This is a genomic window from Tenacibaculum sp. AWR4_210 (assembly GCF_056160945.1).
Map to the genome: position 1 here is coordinate 560,382 of NZ_JBSWYF010000002.1, position 15,901 is coordinate 576,282.

A 15,901-nucleotide genomic window follows, 5' to 3' on the forward strand; every position below is an offset into this window, starting at 1 on the left:
ATGAAACGTATTTTAACAAAACTAGCGAGTGCTGGTGCTGCGCTATTAGCTTTGTGTAGCAGTACTGCACAGGCACAGACCACCTCAGAGAATTACATTCTGAGTAAAACCTATAAAAAACCGACAACTAGTGCTGTTTCAGGAACTGACCGAGAACGCGTAAGTACAACGGTACAATACATTGATGGATTAGGACGACCAACACAGCAAATAGCCATGTTTGCTGGGGGAGAAGAACGCGTGTACAACGCCTTGCCTATGGACTGGAAAGTGAACAATGTTGGTTCTACTGAATTTTACTATCAAAATGGAGAGTCTTCAGAAAATAGTATCGTATACGGAACCACCCCTTTTGGAGGATCAGATTTACTCTGGCAGTGTAAGCCCGACGCTACTTCGGGAGCCGATGGAGGGTGGAACAGTCGATATTTTGAAATTGACCGAAGCAAAAGTTACCGTTATACGATTTGGATAAAAAAAACGGGGCAATTAAACAATGGATCTTCGTATCACGGCATCCAAAATGTGAACAATTTGGACGGTACGGCCAATGTAAATCCGTATTTCTGGGCTTCTAAACTTCCTAAAATAGATACCTGGTATTTGATAGTAGGTTTGGTGCATCCTGAAGGTTATACCGGAAGCGACACCGGAATAAGTGGACTCTACGATATGGAAGGCAAAAAGGTGGCCAATGGTGTGGAATACAAATGGGGAACAGCGAGTCAAACAAGGGTTCGCAGTTACCTGTACTACTGCACGGATATCAATACGCGCCAATACTTTTGGAACCCGATGTTTCAGGTAGTTGACGGTAGCGAATTACGTTTGGACGAGTTGGTACGTCAGAAAACCTTGATAAAAGGAAAAGTAACTCCTAAAGATATTGTAACCCACAGTGAATACGATGTTTATGGACGACAATTAAAAGAGTACTTACCCCTGGCCAAGGAAACTGCTGGGCAGCTTCAAACGGGAGCTATGGCCACGGAGATCAATAGCTATTACCAAGCAAAATACCCTACTGATTTTTCAGGAGTAGCATTACCAGAGGTCAATGCCTACAGTGAAAAAGTGGTAGAAGCCTCACCTTTAGGACGTGTATACGAACAGGCAGCACCTGGAAAAGACTGGAAAAAGGGGACTAGCTACTCAGCAAAAGGTTATACGAACAACAGTCATACTATCAAGTTTGAATACAATACCAATCATGGCAGTGAAGTGGCTCAGTATTACGTGAGTTTGAGTATGGTAAACAACACCTATACGCCGACCCTGCACCGAGCTACGGCGAACAACGGAAACTATTTGGCAAAGCAGTTGTACAAAACGCTAACCAAAGATGAAAACTGGAAACCGTCAGATGGGGTAAATCATACTACTGAGGAGTTTAAAAACAAGCAGGGGCAAGTACTATTAAAAAGAACCTATAACAACCAACTAGCTCACGACACTTATTACGTATACGATGATTTTGGAAATTTGACCTATGTTTTGGCTCCAAAAATGGAGGCTAGCACAGCTACGATAGCAACGATTATTAGTAAACTAGATGCTTTGGGCTATCAATACAAGTATGATCAAAGAAACCGACTGGTAGAAAAGAAAATACCGGGAAAAGGATGGGAGTACATCGTATACAACAAAAGAGATTTACCTGTAATGACCCTGGATGCTAACAGTCGTAAGGAACATGCAGGAGGAAAGAATGATACGTGGCTATATACCAAATACGATGATTTAGGAAGAGTAGTATATACCGGACTTGGTGAAAATTTTCAAAGTCGTGAAGCCATGCAAGGTTATGCAAGTAGTGCAGCATATGCTGATACAGAGCAAAGAACCACTTCGTATTTTACTTTTGGAGGAACAAAAATTTATTATACAAAAAATGGGCTTCCTACCAATGATTTAAGTGGCTTGTTAACGATAAATTATTACGATACCTATGTAGATTTACCAGTAGGTTTGAGCACGAGCATTACTACGAGCTATGGGGTAGTATCTACTAGCACAACACGTGGTTTAGCAACCGTAAGTAAGGTACGCGTGCTGGGTACTAATCATTGGATCACAACGGTAACGTACTACGATTACAAGGCACGTCCTATATACGTATACAGCAAGAATGACTATTTAGGAACTACCGATGTGGTGGAAAGCAAGTTGGATGACTTTACGGGAAAGGTATTGGAAACCAAAACCACGCATCAAAAAACGGGACAAAATGCTATTGTTATAATCGATCGATTTGAGTATGATCATATGGATAGACTTGTGAGTCAAACTCAACAAATTAATGATCAAATTTCAGAACGAATTTTCAAGAACAATTATGATGAATTAGGACAATTAGCAAGTAAATTAACAGGAAACGGAACTAAAAAAGGATATGGAAATATTACCAATGGAATTACCATTCAAAATGATGAAATTATTAAAGTTGGTAACAATGGTTGGAATACCGGATTAACCACTATGGGAAGTATTAGTGGAGATGGTTATGTGTCTTACATATCTGTTCAAGATAATTATAGTATTATGGTTGGTTTGGCAGAAGAAAATACTGAAAGTCATTATCAATCTATAAATTATGCTTTATATACAGAAGCAAACAGATTATATGTTTTTGAAAAAGGGAATAATGTAAGATACTTTGGAAACAAACATAAAATAGGAAATAGATACAGAGTGGAAAGAATTGGAAGTGAGATTCATTATAAAATGAATGATGAAGTTTTTTATATTTCTAAAGTACCTTCATCAGGAAAGTTAATAGGAGATATTTGTTTGTATTATAAAGATTCAAAAATCAAAGATTTTAAGATTGTAGATAATAGCAAAGGACTACAAAAGGTAGACTATAACTACAACATTCGCGGATGGTTAAAAAATATCAATCAAGATGCAGCTGTTGACAATGATTTATTTAACTTTGGAATAGTCTATAACGAGCACAGTGATGCGAGCAAGCGTTTGTACAACGGAAACATAGCACAAACGAGCTGGCAAACAGCTAACGATGGCCAAACACGTTCTTATACATACAGTTATGACGCCTTGAACAGACTGTTAAGCGCTACCGGGGGCAACACCTCGAATTACAACCTATCAGGTATTCAGTATGATAAAAATGGTAATATTTTAAATCTCATCAGACAAGGACATTTAAATACCAATGCTACGAGCTTTGGTGTAATGGACAACCTAGTTTATACCTACGATAGCGGAAATAAGCTCAAAAAAGCGTCGGATAGCGGAAATACTCATTATGGGTTTAAGGATGGTTCTAATTCAAATGATGATTTTGGATACGATGCCAATGGAAATATGATTTTGGATAAAAACAAAGGAATTACCAACATCGAGTACAATCACCTAAATCTACCGATCCGAGTACACTTTGGAAGTGGAAAATCGGCTTTAGGTACCATTGATTATGTTTACGATGCTACTGGGGTAAAGTTAGCCAAGACAGTAACTGGCAGTTTGTCGAGTCCGGTAACCACGGAATACGCCGGGAACTATATTTACAACAAGGTTTCGGGTCGTGGAGTTTCGGTAAGCTTAGCCTTCTTTAACCACCCAGAGGGTTATGTAAGTAATGATAGCGGAAGTTTAAACTATGTATACCAATATAAGGATCATCTGGGGAATATTCGTTTATCATATATTGATAATAACAATGATGGTGTTATTACTCCCAGTACGGAAATTATAGAGGAATCTAATTACTATCCCTTTGGACTTCTTCACAAAGGGTATAATAACGTGGTAAGTTCCAATGGGAATGCGCTTGGACAAAAGGATAAAACGTTCCAAGGACAAAAAATAGATGATGAACTAGGTTTGAATTGGCACGCATTTAAGTGGCGTAATTACGATGCTTCTATTGGTAGATTTTTCAACCTTGACCCTTTAGCTGAAAAATTCTTTTATAATTCTCCTTATGCGTTTAGCGAGAATAAGGTGATTAGTCATTTTGAATTAGAAGGACTAGAAGCTGTTCTTGCTATTACAAGTGGTAAGCATCATATAACGGGTAAGAATTTAAGTGCTAGAGGACAATACATTAAGGAAGCTAGAGGCGGAGATGCAATAACAAAACATTTTAATAGTGGTGGAATTGATAATTTAGTATCAGCTTTTAAAGATGCTACAGCATCAGACCCTAAAGGAATTGGGTTTGTAGCTATATGGGGGCATGGTGTTCCTGGTAGAATTTGGGGCGAAAACTCTAGGTTTTCAGTAAATACTTCTGATTTAAGCCAATTGAATAATGCTATAAAAAATGGAGACATCAAATTTGCAGATCAAGCAGTTATTTTTATTGGAAATTGTAACTCTGCTACTTGTGGAACTGGTGATGTAAGGTCTTTTGCAGCAGAACTGTCCAAAATAACAGGAGCATCTGTCATAGGGGGAAATGCTCAAGTTGGAATGGGTCAGAAACCTGTTGAAAACTCAACAAGTATGATATTTTGGATGTACAATCAGAGGACAGATGATTTTATACAATTTAAAAATGGTTTAGAAGTAGATAACTTAGGAGGAAAGCTTGATGTCATTAGTATTATGAACAGAGTTATGAATCCACTAAGTCCAGCTAGTACATTAACCCCTGCTGGTATAGCTCCTCTAAATGTACAATCTCCTACACCAACATTAAGAGCTAATGCCAACCCTATTGGTTTGGATTATAGCGGAGATAAGCCAAAACCTATTTATAATACAACACCAAACGATGGTAGATTTTACTAAATAATTGAAAATGAAAAAAATAAATTTCTTTTTGGTAGTAGCTATAGTATTAGTACTGTCAATGTTTGTAAACTGTCAGAGGAAAAAGGATACGAATGATTTTAAAAAAAGTAGAAAACAAGATAAATCCGAGTTGATTAAAACCAAAGAAATTAAGACTTTAAATGATTATTTACTACTAGATGACGATATTGATGTAAATCTTATCAAAAAGCAAATGAATGGTTTTACATCTAGTTTATCTTCAAAAGGAAGTAAGTTTTTAAATGAAAGCGAATTAACAGATAAAGATTTTATTGGGTTGTATTATTTAATAATAAATAGTAATCAAAAAATAGCAGATGTAATTTGCGGAAAAATGATAGTTTATAATTCAATAAACCCATGGATTTATGAAAATAAAACAGATAAGTTTCTTGAAATTAACTTATGGAAAAAAGGGATATCTCTATTTAATAACTCAATTGAAATAGGAAGTCATAAAAGTGATTTGATTAAAATCTTTGGAAATAAGTATAAGATTATCAATGATGTACTAATTTTTGAGGGTAAAAAATTAACAGGGCTGTTTAAAATTAAAAATGATACAGTTGATTATATAAAGATTGGTAAATATAAACAGAATTTTGACTACCAATTAACCATAGATAAAATGACTGAATTTTAATTTTAGAAGATTAGATTCTATAAATCATTAAACCATTTTTAGTGGTGGTTTTTTGATTAAAAAACACAAAAGCCTTGCGAAATGCAGGGCTTTTTGTTTTTATGTTTGTGTTTGCTGGTGTAGTTGTTACTCTTTTTTCTTGCGAGTGTTGGTATGGGGTCTAATGGGTTTAAGGCTTTTTTGTTTCCTTTTTAAAATATGGCGTAGTTGTATCATTCGTGTGGTGGCTCTTTGTTTGCTTTTGGTTCTTAGTAGTTCCAGTTTTTTGCTTAGTTCCTTGTTACGTTCTTGTGCCAAACAAAAGAGCAATCCTATATCTCCTATCATGTACCTACTATCTTTTAGATACAGCTCTGTGAGCACTCCTAGAATAAATAAACTGGCTCTGTGTAGTAATATAAAGCGTTTAAAGTTCATATTATGCTTTATATTTCCAAAAATGGCCTCAATATCCCAATGTAAGCTTCCCCAAGTTAGAACTGCTTACTTGTAGAACTTTCTCAAAATTTGATCTCCTCCCAGATTTAGGTACTGTTAGCAATTAGAAAGCCACCGTTATTTATACTCTTTTCAATATATTCATTGGTAGGTGGTCAACAATAATAACATAGGTTCTTTTTTTAAAGCTACTGTGCTTCCCTCCATCAGTATTGCGGTAGGGTTGAATGTTTTTAGAATGGGAGGGACTACTGACCTGATCTTTTTTTGGTGGTACCTAAAACGAGGTGTAGAGAGACTTCCAGTTTTACTGTCAATACCTGTGACTTTTTTAAGATTTTGGTGTCTAAAAAATTGAGGAGACAAGCTCCGAGAAGAGATTGATTGCCCTGTTATTTTTGAACTAAAAATTGTATCTTGTCAATCAGTAAAGTATTAATCTACAAAAAATTATATCGAATGGGAATTTTTTCATTTATTAAAAATGCAGGTGCCAAAGTTTTTGGTATCGGAAAAACAACGGAAGAAGAAGCTGCTGAAAAAGCGAACAAATTGGTAGCGGCAGTACAGGCCCTTGAATTGGAGGTCGCAGATTTAGCAGTTACTGTAGATGATGATAAGGCAACTGTAAGCGGAGAAGCTGCAGACCTAGCAACCAAAGAAAAAGTAGTTTTAGTTGTTGGGAATACCGAAGGAATTGCAACTGTTGAAGATGCGATGACCGTTGCTGAAGTAGAAGAAATTGCAGAAGAAGCAATGGCGCAGTTTCACACGGTAGTAAGCGGTGATTCATTGAGTAAAATTGCAAAAGCCTTTTACGGAGACGCAATGAAATACCCTGTTATTTTTGAAGCAAACAAACCTATGCTTAGTCACCCAGACAAAATTTATCCGGGACAGGTTTTAAGAATACCACCTTTAGTGGACTAATCAAAAGTTAATCAACCAAAGGAAAAAGCACTGCAACAGCAGTGCTTTTTTAGTTTGATAGCCCTTATTTTACGGTGAATTGTAACGCTGATTGTAAAAAATATACGGATATTTGCAGCTTTAAATTTTAGGTAGGATGAATGGTAGAGTATTAGCGTTGCTAGCAACTTCAATAGCAACGTTGATTTATGGTATTACCTTTACGGTAGCCAAAGAAGTAATGCCCACTTTTGTAAAACCGTACGGGTTTATCTTTCTTAGGGTAGGAGGGGCTTGCACGGTGTTTTGGCTTTTGAGTGCTTTTGCTGTCAAGCAAAAAATAGAACGCGCAGACTATAAAAAAATAGCCATGGCAGCTTTTTTTGGGGTAGCTTTAAATATGCTGTGCTTTTTTAAAGGATTGAGCTATACAACGCCAATTAGTGCCTCTGTAATGATGGTGACCACCCCAATATTGGTATTGATTTTTTCGAGTATCTTACTTAAAGAACGTATGATTCCGAGAAAAATAGCCGGAGTGATCATCGGGTTAATTGGAGCTGTAATTCTCATTGCTTACGGTAGTCACGGAGGTGGCGATGGCGAAAATAGAATGCTGGGGAACTTTTTGGTGCTCGTAAATGCGGCCTCTTATGCAGTGTATTTGGTAGTCGTTAAAAGCCTCTTGCAAAAATACCATCCGTTGGTATTCGTAAAATGGCTGTATACCTTCGGTTTCTTGTTTGTACTGCCCTTTGGTATCCAAGAGTTTTTAGAAGTCAACTGGCAAACCATGCCAACAGGAATTTACCTACGAGTAGGTTTTGTAGTCCTTTTTACTACCTGCATTACGTATTTGTTTAACCTGTTTGCGCTGTCAAAACTCAAACCTACTACGGTGAGTGTATTTATCTATTTGCAGCCCGTTATCGCCGCTATTTATGCCCTTTTTGTAGGGAGTGACTCCTTAAACTGGGTGAAAATTATAGCGACCTTACTCATATTTTTTGGAGTGTTTTTGGTAACGAAACAAGGAGCTGAATCAACTCATAAATAAATGTATCTTTGCAGCTAATAAAATTGGAAGTATGATACACTCTATGACCGGGTACGGTAAAGCCGTTTTGCAGCTGGCAACCAAAAAGGTAACGATTGAAATAAAATCGTTGAATAGCAAAAACTTAGACCTAAACACCAGAATACCTTCGTATTACAAAGAGAAGGAACTCAGTGTTCGTAAAAGGTTGGCCACCAAATTGGTAAGAGGTAAGGTTGATTTTTCCATTTTTGTTGAAATGACGGCCGACGAAACTAGTACTACCGTTAACAAAGGAGTTGTAAACGAGTATATGGAACAGCTGCGCAACATCGTACAAACGGGATCGAGCCAGGATGTCGATTTGTTGCACATGGCAATTAAAATGCCAGATGCGTTAAAAACGGAACGCGAAGAGCTAGATCCAAAAGAGTGGGCAGAAATTGAAACGGGTATCGAAAAAGCCCTCGAAGAAATTGTACAGTACAGAAAAGATGAAGCAGCCTCGTTGGAGGAAGACTTTAAAACCAGAATATTTAATATCCGTGAAGCGTTAAAAGTTATTGATAGCTTGGATGGCGATCGTATCCAGCACGTCAAAGAACGCTTGCGAAAAGCCTTGACTGATTTAAAGGTGGAGGTCGATGAAAATCGCTTTGAACAAGAATTGATTTACTATTTGGAAAAGTTGGATATCAACGAAGAAAAAGTGCGTTTGGCAAATCACCTAGAGTACTTTTTACAGCAGTTGGCAACTCCGGAATCCAATGGAAAAAAACTCGGGTTTATCGTGCAAGAGATAGGAAGAGAAATCAATACAACCGGATCCAAAGCTAATTACGCACCCATGCAAAAGTTAGTGATCCAAATGAAAGATGAACTAGAGAAAATTAAGGAACAAATTTTAAACGTATTATAAGAATGGCGAAAGATTTTCAAGGGAAGTTATTCGTATTTTCTGCACCTTCTGGGTCGGGTAAAACTACTATTGTACGCCATTTATTGGCACAAGAACGGTTTAATTTAGAATTTTCTATTTCAGCGACTTCTCGCAGCCCACGAAGCAATGAAAAAGATGGAGTTGACTATTACTTCATCAGTTTGGAAGACTTTAAAAACAAAATCAAAAGCGAAGAGTTTTTAGAGTGGGAAGAAGTGTACCGAGACAACTTCTACGGAACATTAAAAACCGAGGTTGAGCGTATTTGGGCAAAAGGGAAGCACGTGATTTTCGATATCGATGTGGTAGGAGGATTGCGAATCAAAGAAAAATTCCCTGAACAAACCCTGGCGGTATTTGTAAAACCACCAGATATTAATGAGCTACTCCGTCGCCTAAAAGACCGAGGAGAAGAAAGTGAAGACAAAATCAACATGCGCGTAGCGAAAGCCTCTGTGGAGTTAGCAACAGCACCGCAGTTTGATCAAATTATAAAAAATTACGATTTAGAGGTAGCCTTACAAGATGCGGAAGACCTCGTTGATAATTACCTCGGTATTAAAAAATCGAACTAAGAACACATGAAAAAAATAGGGCTGTATTTCGGGACGTTTAACCCAATTCACGTAGGACATTTAATTATTGCCAACCACATGGCAGAGTATTCTGACCTCGATGAAATTTGGATGGTGGTTACACCGCACAACCCTTTTAAGAAAAAAAGTAGCTTGCTAGATAATCACCATCGTTTGGAAATGGTGTATCTAGCAACGCAACATTTCGATAAAATTCAACCTTCTGATATCGAATTCCGATTGCCGCAACCTAATTATACCATCAATACCTTAGCGCATATTTCAGAGAAATATCCCAAGTATGAGTTTAGTATAATTATGGGAGAAGATAACTTGAAAGGCTTCCATAAATGGAAAAATTACGAAACCATATTGCAAGACTACAACGTGTATGTGTATCCGCGAATTTCTGAAGGTAGGGTAGAACATCAGTTTCATAAACACCCTAAAATTCACCGTGTTGATGCCCCAATAGTACAAATTTCTTCTACTTCAGTACGAAAGGGAATCAAAGAAAATAAAAACGTTCGACCCCTTATTTCTTCTGGGGTTTGGAAGTATATAGACGACATGGGGTTCTATAAAAAATAAAAAAAAATAGCACTTTTTTAAAACTTTTTACAACTGCTGAGGTCAAAGAACTGATTAACTTTTAAAAATTAGAAATTATGACCTTAAGATTTGTTAAAAGAAACGTTTTATTCCTTTTGAGTGTAGGTTTATTAGCTTTTGCTTCTTGTAACACCAACGATACAGATGATTTAGTAAGTGATGTATTAACTACTGAAGAAGCGTTGAATGTTGTCCTGGCCGATGATATTGCTTCGGATGTGGACGATGTTATTGAAGACGACGCTCCCCTGAGTGAAGGATCAGCAAGAGGAACTTCTTCACAAGGAAACCACCCGCAATGTTTAACCAGAACAGTAGAGGATACTGCCACAGGAAAAATTGTAACCTTAGATTTCGGAACAGGATGTGAAGGCCGAAAAGGACGCGTGTACGCAGGAAAAATAATTATTACCTATGTAAAAGATACAGGATCGTTCTCTAAAACCGTGCGTTTTGATAATTTTTCAGTGAATGGAAATGCCGTAGAAGGAGGAAAGTCAGTATCAAAAGTACGCGAAAATGCCAATGGAAACCCAGAACGTACGCATACGGTGGACATTACGGTAACCTTTGATTCTGGAGAGGTGATTGTTAAAAAAGGAGAGAAAACAAAAGAAAAGATCGCAGGTGCTGATACGGATGATAGAGGTGACGATGTCGTAATGATCTCTGGATTTTGGGAGTCAGTAAAGAAAGATGGATCTGAAGTAAAAGCAACAATTACAACAGACTTGAGAAGAGAGTACGCATGTAAGTACATCGTGAGTGGAGTAGTGGAAATTTCTAAAGGAGGAAATGACTATACCTTAGACTTCGGAGATGGTTCTTGTGATAATAAAGCAACGTTAACCGATTCGGCTGGTAACGTAAAAGAAATCACTCTTAAGTACAGAAAAAGACACTAAGTCTCAGTTTTTTTAAAGAGCCAGTACCGAGTGCTGGCTTTTTACTCTTAAAATCATTAAATTAATACGAGTTAAAACTTTTTTGACTTTCCAGGGTCTAAAGGATAAATCCACGCCATATGAATGAAGCGCTCTTTATAAAAGAACTAACCAGCAAAAAGACAAGAGAAAAGGCATTCGCCAAATTGCTCGATCTGTATCAAGAGCGTTTGTATTGGCACATACGTAAAATTGTGGGAACTCACGAAAATGCTGACGATGTATTGCAAAATACATTTATTCGCGTTTACAGGAGTTTGGCAAATTTTAAACAGGATAGTTCCCTGCACACTTGGATGTATAAAATAGCGTACAACGAGTCGATTCGTTTTTTGGACAGGGAGAAGAAAAAACACTTTTCATCCTTAACGGAGGTCAATGAGCACTTTTTGGGAAGTTTGCAAGGAGATAGCTATTTTGACGGTGAAGAAGCACAGATGAAGCTGCACGAAGTGTTAAAAGGAGTGAAAGAACACCAACGAAGAGTGTTTATGATGAAGTATTACGATAATTTGAAGTTTCGAGAAGTAGGAGAAATTTTAGAAATTAGTGAGAATACTGTAAAAACGCATTATTACGCCGTGGTAAAGCACATCGAAAAAAATATTAATGCGGTAGCCTATATAGAAAAAATTAAAGCCTAGTTTGTTATGAAACTTCAAAGTGATACCTTTAACAATCGAAATACATTAGATGTGAATTCAGAAAAAATACATAAGTCAGATTTAGGGCTCAGCGTCCCTGAAAATTATTTTGCCAATTCTAAGAAAGCAATTTTGGCGCAAGCCATGGCAGAAGAATCTAAAGGACGTGTCGTTTTTTTTCGTAAAAAGGTAGTGATGTGGTCTGCTGCTGCAGTTGTGGCATTGTTATTGACCCTTACCATTACCAACCCATTTAGCAAGACAGAACTCCCCGTAGAAGACGATATTTTACTGGCTTCTATGGTAACTGAAGAATCGGATGTGGATGCCTTGTTAACGGATTTTGTCAACGACGAATTATTGACGGAAGAAGTTTTTACGGAATAATAAAACTTTTTTAACTTTTTGAGGTCTAAGTAGATGTAGATTAAGAGTAACATGAAACAGATAAGAAACATAGTAGTAATTTGTGCGTTTTTATGGGCACTACCTTTGGTGGCTCAAGAGCAGCAAGCCGATTTGAATTTGTCGTCGGAACAAAAGGCCATGCTCAAAAACCAAAAGGCACTGATTAAAAAGAATAGGGAAGAATTTAAGGCGTCACTAACTCCCGACCAACTCGCAATTTTACGCGATAAGTCGATGACAAAAAAGGCCCGTCAAATAGCCCTGAGAAAAACGTTGACCGTTTCTCAAAAACAAATCATAAGGCAAAATAATAGCAGCGTCAAAAAAGCGAAAGCTCAGTTTAGAGCAACGCTGACGCCGCAACAAAAACAGCGCCTCCGTAAGCGGATGGCAAAAAATAAAACCGACGTACGCAAAAACGTCCGTAAGAATTTACGTAGAGAAAAGAGAAAAAGAATGCGTAACTAACCAAGGTAACGCAATATTTGGTTGATCTGAGTGGTTGAATTATTCAACCACTTTTTGTATTTTTCTACCTTAATTAAAAATATGAAGAACGTTTTTTTAGTACTTGTCGCACTCCTGTTAGGTAGCCCCGCCTATGCACAAGAAGTAGATTCAGGCATTTCTGAAGACGATGTAGAGGAAATTAATGAGATTATCGACGACCTCCTCGGTCAAGATGAACTCAGTGATTTACTCAGTAAAAGTACCACGACGAACTTTCTTCACTTCTCCTTAGAGTACGCAAACAACACTTTTTTTGCCGGACGTGATATCGGAGTAGATCAGTACTCCTTGAGTCCGCAATTGTCGTATATACATGCCAAAGGATTTTTTGTGAGTGCTTCGGTGATGTATTTTGACGAATTTACCCCTAAGTGGGATAACGGAGCGCTGAGTATCGGCTATGGAAAGCGCTTCGGGAAACGCAAAAACTTTCGTTGGGCTGCCAATTACGAACGTTATTTTTTTTCGAATGCTTCCGACAATCCTTTTAGCAATGCGATCAACGCGAGTATAGAAGTTTCGAATAACAAACGAACATTGGGTACTGAACTAGCGGCAGGATTGCTGTTTGGTACGGACGAAACCTTGCAATTGGTATCGTCGACTTACGCGGAACTTAATTTGTTGACTTCGGGGTCGAGCCAGCTGGCATTTCGTCCAGAATTGCGATTTGTTATTGGCCGACAAAGCGTGCAGCTCTCGCGAACCTTCTTCTTTCGAGGGAGGCGAATTACCGTATACCGACAGCAAGACGATTTTGGCTTTTTAAATACGCAGCTGTTACTGCCATTGCAATATTCCCTTGGAGATTTTGAGTTCGAATTGGGATACCAACTAAACTTTCCTTCGGCCCTAGAGGGCGAAACAAATTTAAAGACTACGGGTACATGGACGCTATCACTGTCGTATCTCTTTGATTTTTAAGTCTAGTTTAATACTTTTTTAAGAAATGAATTGCTAATTTTTCGTTGTATATTTGGATTCCAATTCTTACTACTGTGGCTAAATTAGATAAAAACCGAAAGCTCAAGCAAAAGCTTACCGATAAATACAGGTTGGTAATTTTGAACGAAGACACCTTTCAAGAACGATTTTCGTTGAAGTTGTCGCGATTGAATGTATTTGTTTTTGGAGGATTGTTTTCGATAGTATTGATTGTATTGACAACTTTTTTAATTGCCTTTACTTCACTGCGTGAATACATTCCAGGCTATTCATCGACCAAGTTAAAAACAGATGCTAAAAATTTACTGTTTAAGGTCGATACTTTACAGCGAAAATTGAATCGATTAGAAAATTATGCCCTAGCCATTCGACCAGTACTCACAGGAGATATCAAGGCCGAGAAAATTGATTCTATCTTAGAGCTCAGCCGAGATACGGCTTTCAATGATTCTCGCCTGTTAGCGTCGAAGGAAGATTCATTGTTTAGAGAAGAAATTGAACGTGAAAGTAGGTTTGGTTTAAGTGATGGCGCCTTAGAACGTGCAAAAACGGTGTTCTTTTCACCGTTAACCGGAACCATTTCCCAAAACTACAACATCGATGACAAACATTTTGCCGTTGACATAGTGGCTCAAACAGGAACTCCCGTAAAAGCCGTTGCCGACGGTCGTGTAGTGATGTCAGAATGGACGGCCGAAACAGGTTATGTGATAATTATTCAGCATCCAGGACAGTATATTTCAGTGTACAAACACAACGGTACACTCTTAAAAGAGCAGGGAGCCTTTGTAAAGTCAGGAGAAGTGATAGCAACCGTAGGGTCTACAGGTGAATTGACTACCGGACCACACCTTCACTTTGAGTTATGGCACGACGCCCACCCTGTAAATCCAACTAATTATATAGATTTTCAATAGATGAGTATAAAGTCACGATTGGCGATCCCCTTTGCCAAACGAGTTAAAAAAAGCGTGTTAAAATGGGCCAATAACCCGTTAAAAACACAAGAAAAAGTGTTTCAATATCTCGTTTCAGAGGGGTGTAAAACCGCTTTTGGAAAAGATCATGATTTCGTTTCTATTAACAATTACGAAGACTTTAAAAAACGCGTTCCTATCAATGATTACGAAGGATTACGTCCTTATGTAGATCGCGTGGTAGCTGGGGAGTCAGACGTACTCTGGAAAGGACGTCCATTGTATTTTGCAAAAACCTCAGGGACCACTTCAGGAGCCAAGTACATACCGATTACCAAAGAGTCGATGCCGACACATATTACCGCCGCAAGAAATGCACTGTTGCTGTATATTGCAGAAACCAAAGATGCCCGATTTGTGGATGGTAAAATGATTTTCCTCCAAGGAAGCCCTGTACTGGAAGATAAAAATGGAGTGAAATTAGGTCGCTTGAGCGGAATTGCTGCACACTACGTTCCGAACTACCTACTAAAAAATCGCTTGCCGAGTTGGGAAACCAATTGTATTGAAGACTGGGAGACCAAAGTAGATAAAATTGTAGAGGAAACCTTACCTGAAAACATGACCGTTATTAGCGGAATTCCGTCATGGGTACAAATGTACTTCGAAAAACTCATCGAAAAGACAGGCAAAAATATCAGTGAGCTCTTCCCTAATTTTAATTTCTTTATCTACGGAGGCGTAAACTTTGAGCCCTATAAAAACAAGTTTGAGAGCCTAATAGGGAAAAAGGTCGACTATATAGAACTGTATCCTGCCTCTGAAGGATTTATCGCATATCAAGATACCCAAACGGAGAAAGGAATGCTGTTACAGCTAAACTCCGGTATGTTTTACGAGTTTATTCCGGCTACGGAATTTTTTGATGAGAATCCAACGCGAGTTTCACTAAAAGACGTAGTGCTTGGTGTAAATTATGTAATAATCTTGAATACTACTGCTGGTTTGTGGGGGTATAATATTGGCGATACCGTTGAGTTTACCTCTTTACAACCCTATCGAATCAAGGTAACAGGAAGGATTAAGCATTTTATTTCGGCTTTTGGTGAGCACGTTATTGGAAAAGAAGTGGAACTGGCCTTAAATGAAGCCATTAAAGGAACTCCTATCAATATCAGTGAATTTACTGTGGCTCCACAGGTGAATCCTGAAGTGGGCTTGCCGTATCACGAGTGGTTTATCGAATTTGAAACAGCACCTGATAACCTTGAAGCCATGGCTGAACGTATCGATGCTTCCATGCAAGAACAGAATATTTATTACCGTGACCTTATTGAGGGGAAAGTATTACAACCTCTTAAGATTACGAGAGTGCAAAAAGGAGGTTTTCACGAATATATGCGTTCTATTGGAAAGCTAGGAGGGCAAAACAAAATTCCACAACTTTCAGACAATCGAAAAATAGCCGACGTATTATCCAATTTTAAGGCAGGTTCTTAAACTCAGTAAAAAGAAGAACTGACGATGAGTAGTGACTACTTTACTCATTGTCGTTTTGATAACTGCATGCACAGTGGTACTTTGGAATAGATAAC

At 38.0% G+C, this 15,901-nt stretch carries 14 protein-coding genes; all 14 read left to right on the forward strand.

What is annotated here, in order from left to right; translation table 11 throughout:
• The 14 genes from ACXAG7_RS05775 to ACXAG7_RS05840 all read left to right on the forward strand — a co-directional run bounded on the left by ACXAG7_RS05775 (nucleotide 1) and on the right by ACXAG7_RS05840 (nucleotide 15,806).
• On the forward strand, nucleotides 1–4,761 hold the full coding sequence (locus tag ACXAG7_RS05775) for a DUF6443 domain-containing protein (protein WP_476666245.1): 4,761 nt from the start codon (nucleotides 1–3) through the stop codon (nucleotides 4,759–4,761).
• 10 nt (nucleotides 4,762–4,771) lie between these two features.
• Nucleotides 4,772–5,428 (forward strand): hypothetical protein, encoded by a 657-nt coding sequence (locus ACXAG7_RS05780; RefSeq protein WP_476666246.1) that lies wholly within the window; start codon nucleotides 4,772–4,774, stop codon nucleotides 5,426–5,428.
• An 897-nt stretch (nucleotides 5,429–6,325) separates the two neighbouring features.
• A complete protein-coding gene (gene lysM / locus ACXAG7_RS05785) occupies nucleotides 6,326–6,796 on the forward strand; it encodes a peptidoglycan-binding protein LysM (RefSeq protein WP_408042260.1) in 471 nt (156 codons plus the stop codon).
• A gap of 136 nt (nucleotides 6,797–6,932) precedes the next feature.
• A complete protein-coding gene (locus ACXAG7_RS05790) occupies nucleotides 6,933–7,832 on the forward strand; it encodes a DMT family transporter (protein WP_476666247.1) in 900 nt (299 codons plus the stop codon).
• Between the two features lie 31 nt (nucleotides 7,833–7,863).
• Nucleotides 7,864–8,730: a YicC/YloC family endoribonuclease gene (locus tag ACXAG7_RS05795; protein ID WP_476666248.1), complete on the forward strand. Its 867-nt coding sequence runs from the start codon at nucleotides 7,864–7,866 to the stop codon at nucleotides 8,728–8,730.
• Between the two features lie 2 nt (nucleotides 8,731–8,732).
• A complete protein-coding gene (gmk, locus tag ACXAG7_RS05800) occupies nucleotides 8,733–9,326 on the forward strand; it encodes a guanylate kinase (RefSeq protein ID WP_476666249.1) in 594 nt (197 codons plus the stop codon).
• A 6-nt stretch (nucleotides 9,327–9,332) separates the two neighbouring features.
• Nucleotides 9,333–9,917, forward strand: coding sequence for a nicotinate (nicotinamide) nucleotide adenylyltransferase (gene nadD, locus ACXAG7_RS05805; protein ID WP_476666250.1), 585 nt, complete (start codon nucleotides 9,333–9,335; stop codon nucleotides 9,915–9,917).
• A 77-nt stretch (nucleotides 9,918–9,994) separates the two neighbouring features.
• Nucleotides 9,995–10,843: a hypothetical protein gene (locus tag ACXAG7_RS05810; protein WP_408042265.1), complete on the forward strand. Its 849-nt coding sequence runs from the start codon at nucleotides 9,995–9,997 to the stop codon at nucleotides 10,841–10,843.
• A gap of 119 nt (nucleotides 10,844–10,962) precedes the next feature.
• A complete protein-coding gene (locus ACXAG7_RS05815) occupies nucleotides 10,963–11,526 on the forward strand; it encodes an RNA polymerase sigma factor (RefSeq protein WP_408042266.1) in 564 nt (187 codons plus the stop codon).
• Nucleotides 11,527–11,532: 6 nt separating this feature from the next.
• Nucleotides 11,533–11,913 (forward strand): hypothetical protein, encoded by a 381-nt coding sequence (locus ACXAG7_RS05820; RefSeq protein ID WP_408042267.1) that lies wholly within the window; start codon nucleotides 11,533–11,535, stop codon nucleotides 11,911–11,913.
• Between the two features lie 51 nt (nucleotides 11,914–11,964).
• Nucleotides 11,965–12,402, forward strand: coding sequence for a hypothetical protein (locus ACXAG7_RS05825; RefSeq protein WP_408042268.1), 438 nt, complete (start codon nucleotides 11,965–11,967; stop codon nucleotides 12,400–12,402).
• An 81-nt stretch (nucleotides 12,403–12,483) separates the two neighbouring features.
• Nucleotides 12,484–13,368, forward strand: a complete 885-nt coding sequence (locus ACXAG7_RS05830) for a hypothetical protein (protein ID WP_476666251.1) — start codon at nucleotides 12,484–12,486, stop codon at nucleotides 13,366–13,368.
• A gap of 74 nt (nucleotides 13,369–13,442) precedes the next feature.
• A complete protein-coding gene (locus tag ACXAG7_RS05835; RefSeq protein ID WP_408042270.1) occupies nucleotides 13,443–14,306 on the forward strand; it encodes a M23 family metallopeptidase in 864 nt (287 codons plus the stop codon).
• A complete protein-coding gene (locus tag ACXAG7_RS05840; RefSeq protein ID WP_476666252.1) occupies nucleotides 14,307–15,806 on the forward strand; it encodes a GH3 auxin-responsive promoter family protein in 1,500 nt (499 codons plus the stop codon).
• The last annotated feature ends 95 nt before the right edge of the window (nucleotides 15,807–15,901 follow it).

Bases quoted from the DNA above. Each gene is read 5' to 3' on its own strand.
- ACXAG7_RS05775 (WP_476666245.1), top strand. From the start codon at position 1: ATGAAACGTATTTTAACAAAACTAGCGAGTGCTGGTGCTGCGCTATTA.
- ACXAG7_RS05780 (WP_476666246.1), top strand. From the start codon at position 4,772: ATGAAAAAAATAAATTTCTTTTTGGTAGTAGCTATAGTATTAGTACTG.
- lysM (WP_408042260.1), top strand. From the start codon at position 6,326: ATGGGAATTTTTTCATTTATTAAAAATGCAGGTGCCAAAGTTTTTGGT.
- ACXAG7_RS05790 (WP_476666247.1), top strand. From the start codon at position 6,933: ATGAATGGTAGAGTATTAGCGTTGCTAGCAACTTCAATAGCAACGTTG.
- ACXAG7_RS05795 (WP_476666248.1), top strand. From the start codon at position 7,864: ATGATACACTCTATGACCGGGTACGGTAAAGCCGTTTTGCAGCTGGCA.
- gmk (WP_476666249.1), top strand. From the start codon at position 8,733: ATGGCGAAAGATTTTCAAGGGAAGTTATTCGTATTTTCTGCACCTTCT.
- nadD (WP_476666250.1), top strand. From the start codon at position 9,333: ATGAAAAAAATAGGGCTGTATTTCGGGACGTTTAACCCAATTCACGTA.
- ACXAG7_RS05810 (WP_408042265.1), top strand. From the start codon at position 9,995: ATGACCTTAAGATTTGTTAAAAGAAACGTTTTATTCCTTTTGAGTGTA.
- ACXAG7_RS05815 (WP_408042266.1), top strand. From the start codon at position 10,963: ATGAATGAAGCGCTCTTTATAAAAGAACTAACCAGCAAAAAGACAAGA.
- ACXAG7_RS05820 (WP_408042267.1), top strand. From the start codon at position 11,533: ATGAAACTTCAAAGTGATACCTTTAACAATCGAAATACATTAGATGTG.
- ACXAG7_RS05825 (WP_408042268.1), top strand. From the start codon at position 11,965: ATGAAACAGATAAGAAACATAGTAGTAATTTGTGCGTTTTTATGGGCA.
- ACXAG7_RS05830 (WP_476666251.1), top strand. From the start codon at position 12,484: ATGAAGAACGTTTTTTTAGTACTTGTCGCACTCCTGTTAGGTAGCCCC.
- ACXAG7_RS05840 (WP_476666252.1), top strand. From the start codon at position 14,307: ATGAGTATAAAGTCACGATTGGCGATCCCCTTTGCCAAACGAGTTAAA.